Genomic DNA, 13201 nt, shown 5'->3' with positions numbered 1-13201 from the left:
CCGCGTAGCTGCGCAAATACCGCGTTGTGAGTTTTGTGGGTGGCGCAAAACCTGTGGGAGCGAGCCTGCTCGCGAAGGCATCACCGTGGTTTGCCAGACAGACCGCGCCGACTGCATCGCGAGCAGGCCCGCTCCCACAAGAGCGGAGCCCGTATGGGCTAGCGATAAACCCCATCCTTCCCGTGCCCGGCCATGGCCTTGTTACCGCGCACGCCGATCATTTGTTTGATATCGATCCATTCGATCCCCTGCGCCTTGAGCTTGGGTAATTCACGTTCAAGCACGGCGAGGGTTTGCGGATAAGGGTGGCCGATCATCACCGCCGAGCCTTGCTTGTGGGCCAGCTTGATGGCGGTTTCGAGTTGCGTGGCGATAGCTTGTTCGGTGCGCACATCATCGAGGAACACATCCCGAGAGACGCTGGCCAGCCCGATTTTTTGCGCCTGGGCTGCAGCAACGGTCTGTGCGCTGGTGCGACTGTCGACAAAGAATTTGTGGCGCTGCTGCAAGGTGCCCATCAGCCAGGCCATTGCTTGTGGCTGTGAGGTCATGCGGCTGCCCATGTGGTTGTTGATGCCACTGGTGTAGGGCACGGCCTTGAACGCGGCGTTGAGGCGTTTTTCAAGTTCGTCGACGGGCAGTTCCGGGTGCCAGGCAAAGGGGCCGGTGGCCGGGTCCATTGGCATGTGCAAAATGACGATTTTGCCGGCCTTGTGGGCTTCGCGGGCAAACTCGGCGGCGTGAGGGGTGTCGGGCATCACGGCGGCAGTGACCGGCCCGGGCAAGGCCAGCACGCGGCGGTCCCGGGGCAGGTTTTGCCCAAGGTCATCGATGATCAGGCTCAGGTAAGCCTTGTGCGCAGTAGCCGGGTGGCTGACCGGTGTCGCATGGGCGACACCGGTCAGGCAGCAGAGCAGGGCCAAGGCCAGAGTAAAGCGCACCTCAGTTACCGCGCGTAATGCTCAAGCCTTTGAGCAGGCTCAGAGCCTGGCTCAGCTGGAAGTCATCGTCCTGAGGCATCGGTTTGGCTTTAGGGTTGGAACCGGTCGGTTTGTCGGCACCGCCGTTGCCATTGCCAAGGTGACCTTGCAGGTCGGCCTCTTTGTAGTACTCGGTGTCTTGCTCGCGGGTGATCTTGGCGCGGTTGACTTCGATGTCCGGCACGATGCCCTGGGCCTGAATCGAGCGCCCGTTCGGTGTGAAGTACAGCGCAGTGGTGATTTTCAGCGCGCGGTCATTGTTCAGTGGCAGCACGGTTTGCACCGAGCCCTTGCCGAAGCTGGTGGTGCCCATCACGACGCCGCGTTTTTGATCCTGCAAGGCACCGGCGACGATTTCCGAGGCCGAAGCGCTGCCGCCGTTGATCAGTACCACCAGCGGGACGTTTTCGCTCAGGTCCTTGCCTGTGGCCGAGAAGCGCAGTTCGGAGTTGGCGATGCGGCCCTTGGTGTAGACGATCAGGCCTTTGGTGATGAAGTGATCGACCACTTCAACGGCCGATTGCAGCACGCCACCCGGGTTGTTACGCAGGTCGAGGATGATGCCCTTGAGCCTTTTGTTGCCGTTTTCTCTGCGCAGCTTGGACAGGGCGGCGGCCACTTCTTCGCCGGTCTTGACCTGGAACTGGGTAATGCGGATGTAGCCGTAGCCGTCTTCAAGCAGCTGGGCCTTGACGCTTTTGACCTGGATATTGGCGCGGGTCAGGGTCACGTCAAACGGAGCACCGCCGTTGCGTACCAGGGTCAGGGTGATTTTCTGGCCGATCTTGCCGCGCATTTTGTCCACGGCTTCGGTCATGCTCAGGCCGCGGGTGGGCTGCCCGTTGATCTTGACGATAAAGTCGCCCGCCTGGATCCCGGCCTTGCTGGCAGGGGTGTCGTCGATCGGTGAGACGATCTTGATATTGCCGTCTTCGGCGCCGACTTCGATGCCCAGCCCGCCAAACTCGCCGCTGGTGCTTTCTTGCAGCTCGGCGAAATCTTCGGGGCCCAGATAGGCGGAGTGCGGGTCGAGGTTGCTGAGCATGCCTTTGATGGCATTCTCCAGCAGGGTTTTGTCGTCCACGGGTTCAACATACGCGGCCTTGATCCGGTCCATGACCTCGGCAAATGTGCGCAACTCTTCCAGTGGCAGCGGGGCTTTTGCACTGGAAGCAGCACCTGCCGGCGCAATGGCCGGCTCGGCAGCAAATGCCATCGGCGAGCCGATCACCAGGGCGATCGTCAGGGCCAGCGAGTTGAGGCGGGGCAAGTGCGGCATGTTGAGCGAACTCCTACGTATTAAAGGTGATGGACTCATCCCTGAGTGCGACACCATTGTGCAGGGTCGCTCGGGCGGCCCTGCTGACGAATAGCGAAATACAGTGCTGGCGTGGCTTGGCCACCGCTGTTGCCTACGGTGGAAATCACCTCGCCGGCTTTAACGATGTCTCCGGCAGACTTGAGCAACGTCTGGTTGTGGCCATACAAGCTTAAGTAACCATTACCGTGATCCAGGATCACAAGTTGGCCTGCGCCGCGCAACCAGTCGGCAAACACCACGCGGCCACCGTGAACAGCGTGTACCTGGCTACCGGCGGCGGCGCTGATCATCACGCCGTCCCACTTGGTGCGCGAATCATCGCCACGGGTTTCACCGAAGCGCGCAAGCAATCGACCATCAACCGGCCATGGAAGTTTTCCCCGGGCCTGAGAAAAAACGCCGCCGTAGGAAGCGCCCGCACTGGAGACCAGTGCGCCCGGTGTTGACTTGACCGCTTTGCGGGGGGCGTCGGTGGCGACCGCTTCAGCCTCGCGCTGGCGTTTTTTCTCGGCTTCCTGCTGCGCGATCAGAGCTTTTTGGCGCGCCTGTTCGGCTTCGCGGGCCTGGCGGGCCAGGGTTTCTTCAATGGTCTTGAGGACTTTGGCCAGATCAGCCTGATCCTGCTCGCGAGCTTGCAGCTTTTGATCGCGATCCTTTACGTCGGTATTGAGTTTGGCCAGAACTTGCTGGCGCTGCGCACGTACCTTGTCGAGTTCGGCGCGCTGGGTGTCCAGGCTGCTTTTTTGTGTCAGCAGCTGAGCCTGTTGCAGGTTGATGTCTGCTTCGACATTGGCCAGTTGGCGCAGGGTTTCATTGAAACCCTTGAGCTGCGCCAGGCGGGCCTGGCTCAGGTAATCATAATAGGTGAGAGTTCGGGCGAACTTCTCGGGGTTTTGCTGGTTGAGCAGCATCTTCAGGTATTCCTGACGTCCGCCCTGATAGGCGGCACGGGCCTGAATGGCGATCAGGCGTTGCTGTTCAAGTTTTGCGCTGTGGAGATCTTTTTTCTCGCTATCTAGGCGCAGCAGCTCGCCTTCACTCTTTTTTAGTTCTTGTTGCAGGGTTTCTACCTGCTTCTCCAGTTTGCCGATTTCGGTTTCGGTACCGCGCAGGTCTTTCTGCACGCCGGATTTTTCTTCCTGGAGCTTGCCGAGGAGCTTTTTCAGCTCGCCGATATCCTGGCGCGTAGCCTCCAGCTGCTGTTGGGTTTGCGCGCGCTCGTCGGCAAACGCCGGTTGGAGCAGGCATGCGAGGGTCAGGGCTATAAGGGCGCGAAGCATGGGGCGGGCGACACCTGGGGAACGGGACGGCCTAGTATGCCCGCCATCGTTACCTATAAGAAATGGATGAAGGTGAAATTGTAGCCGTTGATCCTGTGGGAGCGGGCTTGCTCGCGATAGCATCACCACGCACTGCCTGATGCACCACGTCGCCTGTATCGCGAGCAAGCCCGCTCCCACAGGCATTGCGTTGTTTTAAGCGTCGACCAGGATCGATTTGCCGGTCATTTCTTCAGGCTGTGGCAGCCCCAGCAGCTTGAGCATGGTCGGCGCCACATCGGCCAGCACACCGCCTTCGCGGACCTTGAGCGGGCGCTTGCCCACATAGATGAACGGCACGGGCTCGCAGGTGTGGGCGGTATGGGCTTGACCTGTGGTGTCGTCGGACATCTGCTCAACGTTGCCGTGGTCGGCCGTGATCAGGGCTTCGCCGCCGACTTTATCCAGCGCTTGAACAATACGGCCCACGCAAGCGTCCAGGCATTCAACCGCTTTGACGGCAGCGTCGAACACGCCGCTGTGGCCGACCATGTCGCCGTTGGCGTAGTTGACGACAATCACGTCGTAACGCTGGTTTTCGATGGCATCGACGATGTGGTCGGTGACTTCGGGGGCGCTCATTTCAGGCTGCAGGTCGTAGGTGGCGACCTTCGGCGAGGGCACCAGGATGCGCTCTTCACCCGGGAACGGTTCTTCGCGTCCGCCCGAGAAGAAGAAGGTCACGTGAGCGTATTTTTCGGTCTCGGCGATGCGCAGCTGGGTTTTGCCGTTTTTGGCGAGGTAGTCACCGAGCACGTTTTCCAGGCTGCCTGGTGCAAATGCGCTAGGAGCCGGGATGCTGGCCGCGTATTGGGTCAGCATCACAAAACCGGCCAGTTTTGGCTGGCGGGCGCGTTCGAACGCGTTGAAGTCGTCTTCAACGAACACGCGGGTCAGCTCGCGGGCACGGTCGGCACGGAAGTTCATAAACACCACGGCGTCGCCGTCTTCAACCTTGACCGGCTCGCCGAGGGTGGTGGCTTTGACGAACTCGTCGCTTTCACCGCGGGCGTAAGCGGCGTCCAGACCCTCCTGGGCGGTGGCGGCGTTGAACTGGCCCTTGCCGTCGACGATCAGGTTATAGGCTTGCTCCACACGGTCCCAGCGGTTGTCGCGGTCCATGGCGAAGTACCGGCCAATCAGGCTGGCGATACGGCCCTTGCCGAGGTCCTTGAACGCTTCGTCCAGCAGCTCAATGGAGGATGCAGCGCTTTTCGGCGGTGTATCGCGGCCATCCAGGAAGGCGTGCAGGTAGATTTTTTCCGCGCCGCGTTTGAATGCCAGTTCGGCCATCGCGATCAGGTGGTCCTGGTGGCTGTGAACACCGCCGTCAGACAGCAGGCCCAGGATATGCACGGCCTTGCCTGCACTCACCGCCTTGTCGACAGCGGCACAAATGGTCGGGTTCTCGAAGAACTCGCCATCGCGGATCGACTTGGTGACGCGGGTGAAATCCTGATACACCACGCGGCCGGCGCCAAGGTTCATGTGGCCGACCTCGGAGTTGCCCATCTGGCCGTCAGGCAGACCGACGTCCATGCCCGAGCCTGAGATCAGGCCGTTTGGCATGCTCGCGCAAAGACGATCTAGCACCGGTTTCTTGGCCGAGTAGACGGCGTTGTATTCGTGGCTTTCACTGTGACCGAAGCCATCCAGGATGATCAGGACCAAAGGTTTAGGCGTGGTAGTCATAGATCCCACTCGCGGCTGGTTTAATGAGGACGCGCAGTTTAAAGCGAAGTTCATGTGGCGTCACCGCCGGGCGGGGTTTGGCCGACCAAGGTGGCTGTGTATACTGGCCCACATTTTACGACCCTGGAACCTTCTGATGGTTGAGCACCTGATTGCATTTGCGACTTCTCACTACCTGCTTGTAGGCGCGTTTGTCATCCTGCTGGCGTTGTTGATCACCCACGAAATAAGCCGTGGCGGTCGCAGCATCAGCACGGGCGAACTGACCGGCCTGGTCAACCGCGACGAAGGTGTGGTGATTGATATTCGCCCGGCCAAGGACTTTGCTGCCGGCCACATCGTGGGTGCACTGAACATCCCGCAAGACAAGCTGATGGCGCGCATTGCCGAGCTGGACAAGCACAAGGGCAAAACCATTATTCTGGTTGACGCTCAGGGCCAGCATTCGGGCTCCCACGCCCGTGAACTGCTCAAGGCCGGTTACAATGCGGCGAAGCTGTCTGGCGGCATCTCCAGCTGGCGCGCAGACAACCTGCCAGTGGTGAAGTAAGTATGTCCAAGGTCATCGTTTACTCCAGCGACTACTGCCCTTACTGCATGCGGGCCAAGGCTCTGCTTGAGAAGAAGGGGGTTGCCTTTGACGAAATCAAGGTCGACGGCAAGCCTCAGGTACGGGCCGAGATGGCTCAAAAGGCAGGTCGTACGTCGGTCCCGCAAATCTGGATTGGCGAAACCCATGTTGGCGGGTGCGATGACCTGTTTGCTTTGGAACGCGCAGGTAAATTGGATGCGCTGCTGAACGTCTGACTCTCATTCTCTATAAGCCCCAAGATCAACAAGGATCTGTGATGACTGACCAACAGAACACCGCTGCTGTTAGCGATGAAGACACCGCTCCACAATTCTCCCTGCAACGCATCTACGTGCGTGACCTGTCGTTCGAGGCCCCAAAAAGCCCGGCGATCTTCCGCCAGCAGTGGGAACCGAGCGTTGGCCTGGACCTGAACACCCGTCAAAAGCCGCTGGAAGGCGACTTCCACGAAGTGGTTCTGACCCTGTCGGTTACCGTGAAAAACGGTGATGAAGTGGCGTTTATTGCTGAAGTTCAACAGGCTGGCATCTTCCTGATCAAAAACCTTGATCCAGCGTCGATGAACCACACCCTGGGCGCGTTCTGCCCGAACATCCTGTTCCCGTATGCCCGTGAAACCCTGGACAGCCTGGTTACCCGTGGCTCGTTCCCTGCGTTGATGCTGGCTCCGGTGAACTTCGATGCCCTGTACGCGCAAGAATTGCAGCGCATGCAGGAAGAAGGCCCCCCGACTGTTCAATAAACAGTCGTTGCTGCATAAAAAAAGCGCCTGAGGGCGCTTTTTTTGTGTGTGGGAGCGGGCTTGCTCGCGATTGAATCGCTGCGGTGCAACAGGTACACCGCGTAGCTTTCATCGCGGGCAAGCCCGCTCCCACAGGGTGTGTGTTTACTTGAAACCCAGTTGCCGCCAGGCTTCGTATACCGCCACGGCGACGGTGTTGGACAGGTTCAGGCTGCGGCAGCCTTCGCGCATTGGCAGGCGCAGGCGATGGTCGCCGTCCAGAGCGTCGAGCACCTCCGGCGGCAGGCCACGGCTTTCAGGGCCGAAGATAAATGCATCACCTTCGGCAAATTGCGCGTCGTGAAACGGCCGCGAGCCTTTGGTGGTGAAGGCGAAGAGCCGGGGGTGGCCCAGGCTCTCAAGGCAACTGGCCAGGTCGGCATGGCGCTTGAGCGGTGCGTACTCGTGGTAATCGAGCCCTGCGCGGCGCAGGCGCTTGTCGTCCAGCTCAAAACCGATAGGCTCGATCAAATGCAGGTGGCAGCCGCTGTTGGCGCACAGCCTGATAATGTTGCCGGTATTCGGCGGAATTTCTGGTTGAAAAAGGATGACGTGAAACATGCACGGCTCCGAACTTAAAGATGGGCAGCATTCTACGCCTGAAGAGGACCCGCGACCGAAACTATGGCCACGGGTTTTAGGTTCTTTGGCGATAGTCGGTGTGATGGTGGGGATGATGATCGGGCGTTTGACGGCGCCAGAGCCGATTGAGCTGCAACAGGTGGATGTGCTGGAGGATGGCCTGGTGGTGTGGTTCAACGATGAACCCAAGCTGCATGGCGAGTTGGTCGACGGCACGCTGGGCTTGCTGTTTGATGCCAAGGGCAAGGCGCAGAGCGGCCAGTTAAAGCTCAACGGCAAGAATGTGAACTGGCGGGTACGTGCGACTGACGGTGGTTTGCTGCTGACGCTGGTGGCGGCCCGTGCCCTGCAGGGCGACTGGGCCGGTGCGCCGCAGGATGGGCGCTGGCGATTGCAGGTGAACCTGCGGGAGTAATAAAAGAGGGAATTCCAGCCTGCCTGTACCGGGTTCCCCAAAAGCGGTGTGCGCGCTGATGCAAAAGACATCAAGGCTGCGGGTGTAAAAGTGGGGAGTCTTGACCTGCCTGTATCAAGGTCCCCTAAAGCGTTGTTGCGTGTTGTAGGTATTGCAGGGCGCGTGCCAGTTTTCTATTTTTTGTAAAAAATGCTTGATACAAACGCCAAAGCCCCGGGATTCGGGGCTTTGGCGTTTGGTGTGGCTGGTTTCTCGGGTGGAGTGGCTGTAACCATTGATTTAGAGCGGTGCACGTTAATGGTGCGCGTTGCTTGAGGGTGGTGCGATCTTGCCTGAAAGCCCCCTCTCTCGAAGGGAGAGGGGGCTTTGATCTGCTTTAAGCCTCGTCGCTGTCATCCTCGTCGCCATCGATCTTCATGCCCAGTTCCTTGATCTTGCGGGTCAAGGTGTTGCGGCCCCAGCCCAGCAGCACGGCGGCGTCACGGCGCCGGCCAGCGGTGTGCTTGAGCGCAGTCTCGATCATGATCCGCTCAAAGGTGGGCACCGCACTGTCCAGCAAGTTGGACTGGCCACGGCCCAGGGCCTGGTCGGCCCATTGGCGCAAGGCTTGTTCCCAGTTGGTAACCGGGGACGCGTCCTGCTGCAGGTTCAGCAGTTCGGGCGGCAAGTCGGTGATATGCACTTCACGGCCCGAAGCCATAACCGTGATCCAGCGGCAGGTGTTTTCAAGCTGGCGCACGTTGCCCGGCCACGGCAGGTTTTTCAGGTACTGCTCGGTTTCGGCCTTCAGCAGCTTGGGCTCCACCGACAGCTCTTGCGCAGCGCTGCTTAGGAAGTGCCGCGTCAGGGTCGGGATGTCTTCACGACGGTCCGACAGGCGCGGGATGTGAATGCGGATCACGTTCAGGCGGTGGAACAGGTCTTCGCGAAACTTGCCGGCCTGGACCAGGGTTTCGAGGTTCTGGTGGGTGGCCGCGATGATGCGCACGTCGACTTTGACCGGCGTATGCCCGCCAACACGGTAGAACTCTCCATCGGCCAGGACACGCAACAGACGGGTTTGGGTGTCGGCGGGCATGTCGCCGATTTCGTCCAGGAACAGGGTCCCGCCATCTGCCTGCTCAAAGCGGCCCCGGCGCAGGTTCGCCGCGCCGGTAAAGGCGCCCTTTTCGTGGCCGAACAACTCGGACTCCATCAAGTCCTTGGGGATCGCGGCCATGTTCAGTGCGATAAACGGAGATGCAGCTCGTGGGCTGTGGCGGTGCAGGGCGTGGGCTACCAGCTCTTTGCCCGTGCCCGACTCGCCGTTGATCAGCACCGTGATGTTGGAGTGGCTCAGGCGGCCAATGGCGCGAAACACCTCTTGCATCGCCGGCGCTTCGCCGATGATTTCCGGGGTTCTGGCCAGGGTAGGGGTTACGGCCAGGCCTTGTTGCTCCTGGGCGTGCTGATTGGCGCGCTTGACCAGTGACACGGCTTCATCGACGTCAAATGGCTTGGGCAGGTATTCGAAAGCCCCCCCTTGATAGGAGGCCACCGCACTGTCCAGGTCCGAGTGGGCGGTCATGATGATCACGGGCAGGCGCGGGTGCTGTTCGCGAATCTTGGCCAGCAAGTCCAGGCCACTGGAGCCGGGCATGCGGATATCGGAAATGATTACATCAGGCTGCTGGCGAGCCAGGCGGCTCATCACCCCATCGGCGCTGTCGAAACTTTGTGTGGTCATGCCTTCCTGTTGCAAGGCTTTTTCCAGGACCCAGCGGATAGAACGGTCGTCGTCGACGATCCACACGGTTTCACTTCGGCTCATGTCGATGCGGCTCCTTGTTCCAGGGGTAGGAAGATCGAGAAAAGGGTGTGGCCGGGGTGGCTTTCACACTCGATCAACCCTTGGTGCTGACTGATGATGTTCTGCGTAATGGCCAGGCCTAGCCCGGTGCCGTCAGGGCGGCCGCTGACCATCGGGAAAAACAGGGTGTCTTGCAGCTCGGCCGGGATGCCCGGGCCGTTATCGATAATTTCGATTTTGGTGACCAGCCGATGGCGCACATGACCAATGGTGAACTGGCGCATGGCGCGGGTGCGCAGGCTGATGCGGCCCAAGCGCAGCTCGTTCTGGCTGCCGATGGCCTGCATCGCGTTGCGTACGATATTGAGTACGGCCTGGATCATTTGTTCGCGATCGATCAGCAGGTCGGGCAGGCTTGGGTCGTAGTCGCGCACCAATGTGATGCTGCCCTGTGTTTCGGCCTCCACCAGGTTGCATACGCGTTCGAGGACTTCGTGGACATTGGTCATGGCCAGCGAGGGGAGTTTGTTGGAGCCCAGCATGCGGTCGACCAGATTACGCAGGCGGTCGGCTTCTTCGATGATGACATTGGTGTAGTCGCGAAGGCTTTCGTCGGGCAGCTGGCGGGCCAATAACTGGGCCGCGCCGCGAATCCCGCCCAGCGGGTTCTTGATTTCGTGGGCCAGGCCGCGCACCAGCATCTTGCTGGTTTCCTGTTTTGACAGCTGGGCTTCTTCTTTGGTGATGCGCAGCAAACGGTCGCGGGGGTGCACCTCAAGCAGCAGCATCGTGCCGCTGTTGCTCAAAATGGGCGTCACGGCGTAATCCACCGTCAGGGTCTGGCCCGTCAGCGAGGTCAGCATTGCTTCGCGCTTGGTGAACGGGTGGGCCTGCTCGACGGCCTGGCGCAACGAGTGCAGGGCTTCGGTGGATTCGGTGAACAGCTCGCTGATGAATTGGCCATGACTGCGTTGACCGCTGATTGCCAGCAGCATTTCCGCCGCCGGGTTCATGTACTCAAGGCGTAAATCCGCATTGAGTAAAAGCGTGGCGGTGGTCAGGTTATCGAGTAACAGTCGGTGCAGGGCGTCACTGATGGTCATGGGCCGATCCCGGATTGCGTGCGCGGGTGAGGCGCTGGTGCAAGGAAAATGCAAAAACCAAACCAAGGCTCCGAAAAGAAGCGCTAATTGCCTGAAATAAGGCTTTGGAACGCGTTTGAACAGCACAGCGGCCCGGCGGCAGGGGCTTTTTGACCCAATTTGGGCTGATTAATGCGCAGATCATGTATCAATGCACCAATATAGTGCATATCAGGTGAATGGTTTCAGTTGTTCTCAAATATGAGCTGAGCGGTCTGCTTTCGGGTAGCAGGTCGCTCAGAAAAGCGTGCGCGAGGTGCTTACTGGGAGAGGGGCATGCCAGGGCTGCCTGCGTAGAACACAATCAGCTCCACGGGTTTGTCGGTGCTTACGCCGCGGTGAACGGTGTTGATCACTTCGGGCAATACCTGGCCTGCCTGTACGGTGGTGGTGTGCTTGCCGTCCCGGGTTTCGATCCGCAGCTCTCCCGACACTACATAGACGATATTGGGCATGGGGTGGCTGTGCCAGTTGAGTGCGGTTTTGGCGGGGATGGTGATTTTGAGTACGGTTAATTCAGGTTGGCCGGCCGGGTATGGGGCGTAAGTTGCGCCATCCCAGGTTTTGTCGGCCTTGAGCAGTTGTTCGACCCGTACGCCGGGAGGGTTGTTGCTGCATCCGGGCAATGTGGGGCAGGCAAGCGGCAGGAGAGGGGCTTTGATGGTATTTGAAAGTGTCATGGCAACGTCCGTTTAATGAGTCGGCTCAAGCTACAGATCACACTTTAGGAGGGATGTGGGGTTGGGGAGATTAATTGGCCGGGAATTGCCGAGGGGGGTAAGACGTCGCGCATAAAAAAGGCCTCCCGAAGGAGGCCTTTTTAAATCACGCCGCTTGCGCGGGTGACTCTGGATTAGCAGCTGTAGTACAGCTCGTATTCCAGTGGGTGTACAAAGGTACGAACCTGGATTTCTTCTTCGCTTTTCAGGGCGATGTAAGCGTCGATGAAGTCGTCGCTGAAAACGCCGCCTTTGGTCAGGAACGCACGACCTTTGTCCAGCTCTTCCAGGGCTTCCTTCAGGCTGCCGCAAACTTGTGGGATCTCTTTGGCCTCTTCAGGCGGCAGGTCATACAGGTTTTTGTCAGCTGCGTCGCCAGGGTGGATCTTGTTCTGGATACCGTCCAGGCCAGCCATCATCAGTGCTGCGAAGCACAGGTACGGGTTGGCTGCCGGGTCCGGGAAGCGTGCTTCGATACGGCGAGCCTTAGGGCTGGACACGTAAGGAATACGGATCGATGCGGAGCGGTTACGAGCCGAGTAGGCCAGCATTACCGGGGCTTCGAAACCTGGTACCAGACGCTTGTAGGAGTTGGTAGCCGGGTTGGTGAAGCCGTTCAGCGCCTTACCGTGCTTGATGATGCCGCCGATGAAGTACAGGGCAGTATCGGACAGGCCGGCATAGCCTTCGCCTGCGAAGGTGTTCTTGCCATCTTTGGAGATGGACATGTGAACGTGCATACCCGAGCCGTTGTCGCCGTACAGAGGCTTGGGCATGAAAGTAGCGGTACGGCCGTAGGCGTCTGCCACGTTGTGTACGCAGTACTTCAGGGTCTGAACTTCGTCAGCCTTTTTCACCAGGGTGTTGAACTGCACGCCGATTTCGTTCTGGCCGGCAGTTGCCACTTCGTGGTGGTGCACTTCGATAACCAGGCCCATCTCTTCCATGGCGTTGCACATGGAGGTACGGATTTCGTGGTCATGGTCGAACGGCGGAACCGGGAAATAGCCGCCTTTGACGCCTGGACGGTGGCCTTTGTTGCCGCCTTCCACGTCCTGGTCGGACATCCACGAACCTTGTTCGGAGTAGATCTTGAACATGGAACCGGAGATATCGGACTTGAACTTCACTTGGTCGAAGATGAAGAACTCAGGCTCAGGGCCGACGAAAACGGTGTCACCGATACCGGTGGACTTCAGGTATTCCTCGGCACGGGTAGCGATGGCGCGCGGGTCGCGGTCATAGCCTTGCATGGTCGAAGGTTCGATGATGTCGCACACCAGGATCAGCGTAGGCTGCTCGGTGAACGGGTCCAGAACGGCAGTGCTGTCGTCTGGCAGCAGGATCATGTCGGATGCTTCGATGCCTTTCCAGCCGGCAATGGAGGAGCCGTCGAACATTTTGCCGTCGATGAAGAAGTTTTCATCCAGCGCATCACGGGCCGGCATGGTCACGTGGTGCTGAGTGCCTTTGGTGTCAGTGAAGCGCAGATCAATCCACTTGACGTCATGATCTTTGATGAGTTGAACCGACTTCGACATAGTGTCCTCCGGGGTGGCTTAGGGCTGTTGGTTACGTGCCCTTAATAAGTGGTTGATGCCGGCGCGAATACTCTGCCAAGGCAACCTGCCTCACAAGGGAGCAAATTGCATGCCAGTGCCCTGACTTGGGTGTAATGCGCCAATCTTAAGCATTTAAGAGGCGCAGACTACCGACTGGCGGCATTTATCGCACCCAAATGAAGCGAAATCTGGCGTTTGTGTTCCATTTTGGTGCGATGAAAACCGTTTGTACGATAACTGGTTAAACCTTGAGCAATTTCCGCTATAATCCGCGCCCCCCTTTTTTGGCAGGCTGCTCGCGCGCTGT

General features: G+C 59.2%; 13 protein-coding genes. 4 read left to right on the top strand and 9 right to left on the bottom strand.

Going from position 1 to position 13201, the window contains the following annotated elements; translation table 11 throughout:
• Positions 1-158: 158 nt before the first annotated feature.
• The 4 genes from ACZRMS_RS01545 to gpmI all read right to left on the bottom strand — a co-directional run bounded on the left by ACZRMS_RS01545 (position 159) and on the right by gpmI (position 5312).
• On the bottom strand, positions 159-941 hold the full coding sequence (locus ACZRMS_RS01545; protein ID WP_463993813.1) for a divergent polysaccharide deacetylase family protein: 783 nt from the start codon (positions 939-941) through the stop codon (positions 159-161).
• Between the two features lies 1 nt (position 942).
• Positions 943-2259, bottom strand: a complete 1317-nt coding sequence (locus ACZRMS_RS01540) for a S41 family peptidase (RefSeq protein ID WP_463993812.1) — start codon at positions 2257-2259, stop codon at positions 943-945.
• Between the two features lie 35 nt (positions 2260-2294).
• The gene (locus ACZRMS_RS01535) at positions 2295-3581 is read right to left on the bottom strand and encodes a murein hydrolase activator EnvC family protein (protein WP_463993811.1); all 1287 of its coding nucleotides are present in this window, start codon (positions 3579-3581) and stop codon (positions 2295-2297) included.
• A 195-nt stretch (positions 3582-3776) separates the two neighbouring features.
• Complete coding sequence (gene gpmI / locus ACZRMS_RS01530) at positions 3777-5312, bottom strand: 2,3-bisphosphoglycerate-independent phosphoglycerate mutase (protein WP_463993810.1); 1536 nt, start codon at positions 5310-5312, stop codon at positions 3777-3779.
• Between the two features lie 136 nt (positions 5313-5448).
• Here gpmI and ACZRMS_RS01525 point away from each other — a divergent pair, with 136 nt between their 5' ends.
• Genes ACZRMS_RS01525 through secB form a run of 3 tightly spaced genes read left to right on the top strand, consistent with a single transcriptional unit; the run spans position 5449 to position 6646 of the window.
• Complete coding sequence (locus ACZRMS_RS01525; RefSeq protein ID WP_463993809.1) at positions 5449-5862, top strand: rhodanese-like domain-containing protein; 414 nt, start codon at positions 5449-5451, stop codon at positions 5860-5862.
• A 2-nt stretch (positions 5863-5864) separates the two neighbouring features.
• On the top strand, positions 5865-6119 hold the full coding sequence (gene grxC, locus ACZRMS_RS01520; RefSeq protein WP_463993808.1) for a glutaredoxin 3: 255 nt from the start codon (positions 5865-5867) through the stop codon (positions 6117-6119).
• Between the two features lie 41 nt (positions 6120-6160).
• The gene (gene secB / locus ACZRMS_RS01515) at positions 6161-6646 is read left to right on the top strand and encodes a protein-export chaperone SecB (protein WP_463993807.1); all 486 of its coding nucleotides are present in this window, start codon (positions 6161-6163) and stop codon (positions 6644-6646) included.
• Positions 6647-6790: 144 nt separating this feature from the next.
• On the opposite strand, the gene ACZRMS_RS01510 is transcribed toward secB, so the two are convergent.
• Positions 6791-7246, bottom strand: coding sequence for a tRNA (cytidine(34)-2'-O)-methyltransferase (locus tag ACZRMS_RS01510; RefSeq protein ID WP_048360499.1), 456 nt, complete (start codon positions 7244-7246; stop codon positions 6791-6793).
• Between ACZRMS_RS01510 and ACZRMS_RS01505 the strand changes: the two genes are divergently transcribed.
• Positions 7245-7682 carry a hypothetical protein gene (locus ACZRMS_RS01505; protein WP_463993806.1) on the top strand — a complete coding sequence of 146 codons (438 nt, stop codon included), beginning with the start codon at positions 7245-7247 and terminating at the stop codon, positions 7680-7682. The two genes, ACZRMS_RS01510 and ACZRMS_RS01505, sit on opposite strands and share 2 nt — an antisense overlap.
• A 376-nt stretch (positions 7683-8058) precedes the next feature.
• Here ACZRMS_RS01505 and ntrC read toward each other — a convergent pair whose 3' ends face one another.
• The 4 genes from ntrC to glnA all read right to left on the bottom strand — a co-directional run bounded on the left by ntrC (position 8059) and on the right by glnA (position 12873).
• Positions 8059-9492 carry a nitrogen regulation protein NR(I) gene (gene ntrC, locus ACZRMS_RS01500; RefSeq protein ID WP_463993805.1) on the bottom strand — a complete coding sequence of 478 codons (1434 nt, stop codon included), beginning with the start codon at positions 9490-9492 and terminating at the stop codon, positions 8059-8061.
• Positions 9489-10574 (bottom strand): nitrogen regulation protein NR(II), encoded by a 1086-nt coding sequence (gene glnL, locus ACZRMS_RS01495; RefSeq protein ID WP_463993804.1) that lies wholly within the window; start codon positions 10572-10574, stop codon positions 9489-9491. Before glnL ends, ntrC begins: the two co-directional genes overlap by 4 nt.
• 299 nt (positions 10575-10873) lie before the next feature.
• On the bottom strand, positions 10874-11293 hold the full coding sequence (locus tag ACZRMS_RS01490; RefSeq protein ID WP_463993803.1) for a cupin domain-containing protein: 420 nt from the start codon (positions 11291-11293) through the stop codon (positions 10874-10876).
• Between the two features lie 173 nt (positions 11294-11466).
• Positions 11467-12873 (bottom strand): glutamate--ammonia ligase, encoded by a 1407-nt coding sequence (gene glnA, locus ACZRMS_RS01485; protein ID WP_261740134.1) that lies wholly within the window; start codon positions 12871-12873, stop codon positions 11467-11469.
• Positions 12874-13201: the final 328 nt, after the last annotated feature.

The organism is Pseudomonas sp. B424 (genome assembly GCF_055408345.1).
The sequence above is the reverse complement of the archived record's forward strand: the minus strand, read 5'-3'. Positions and strand labels throughout refer to the sequence as shown.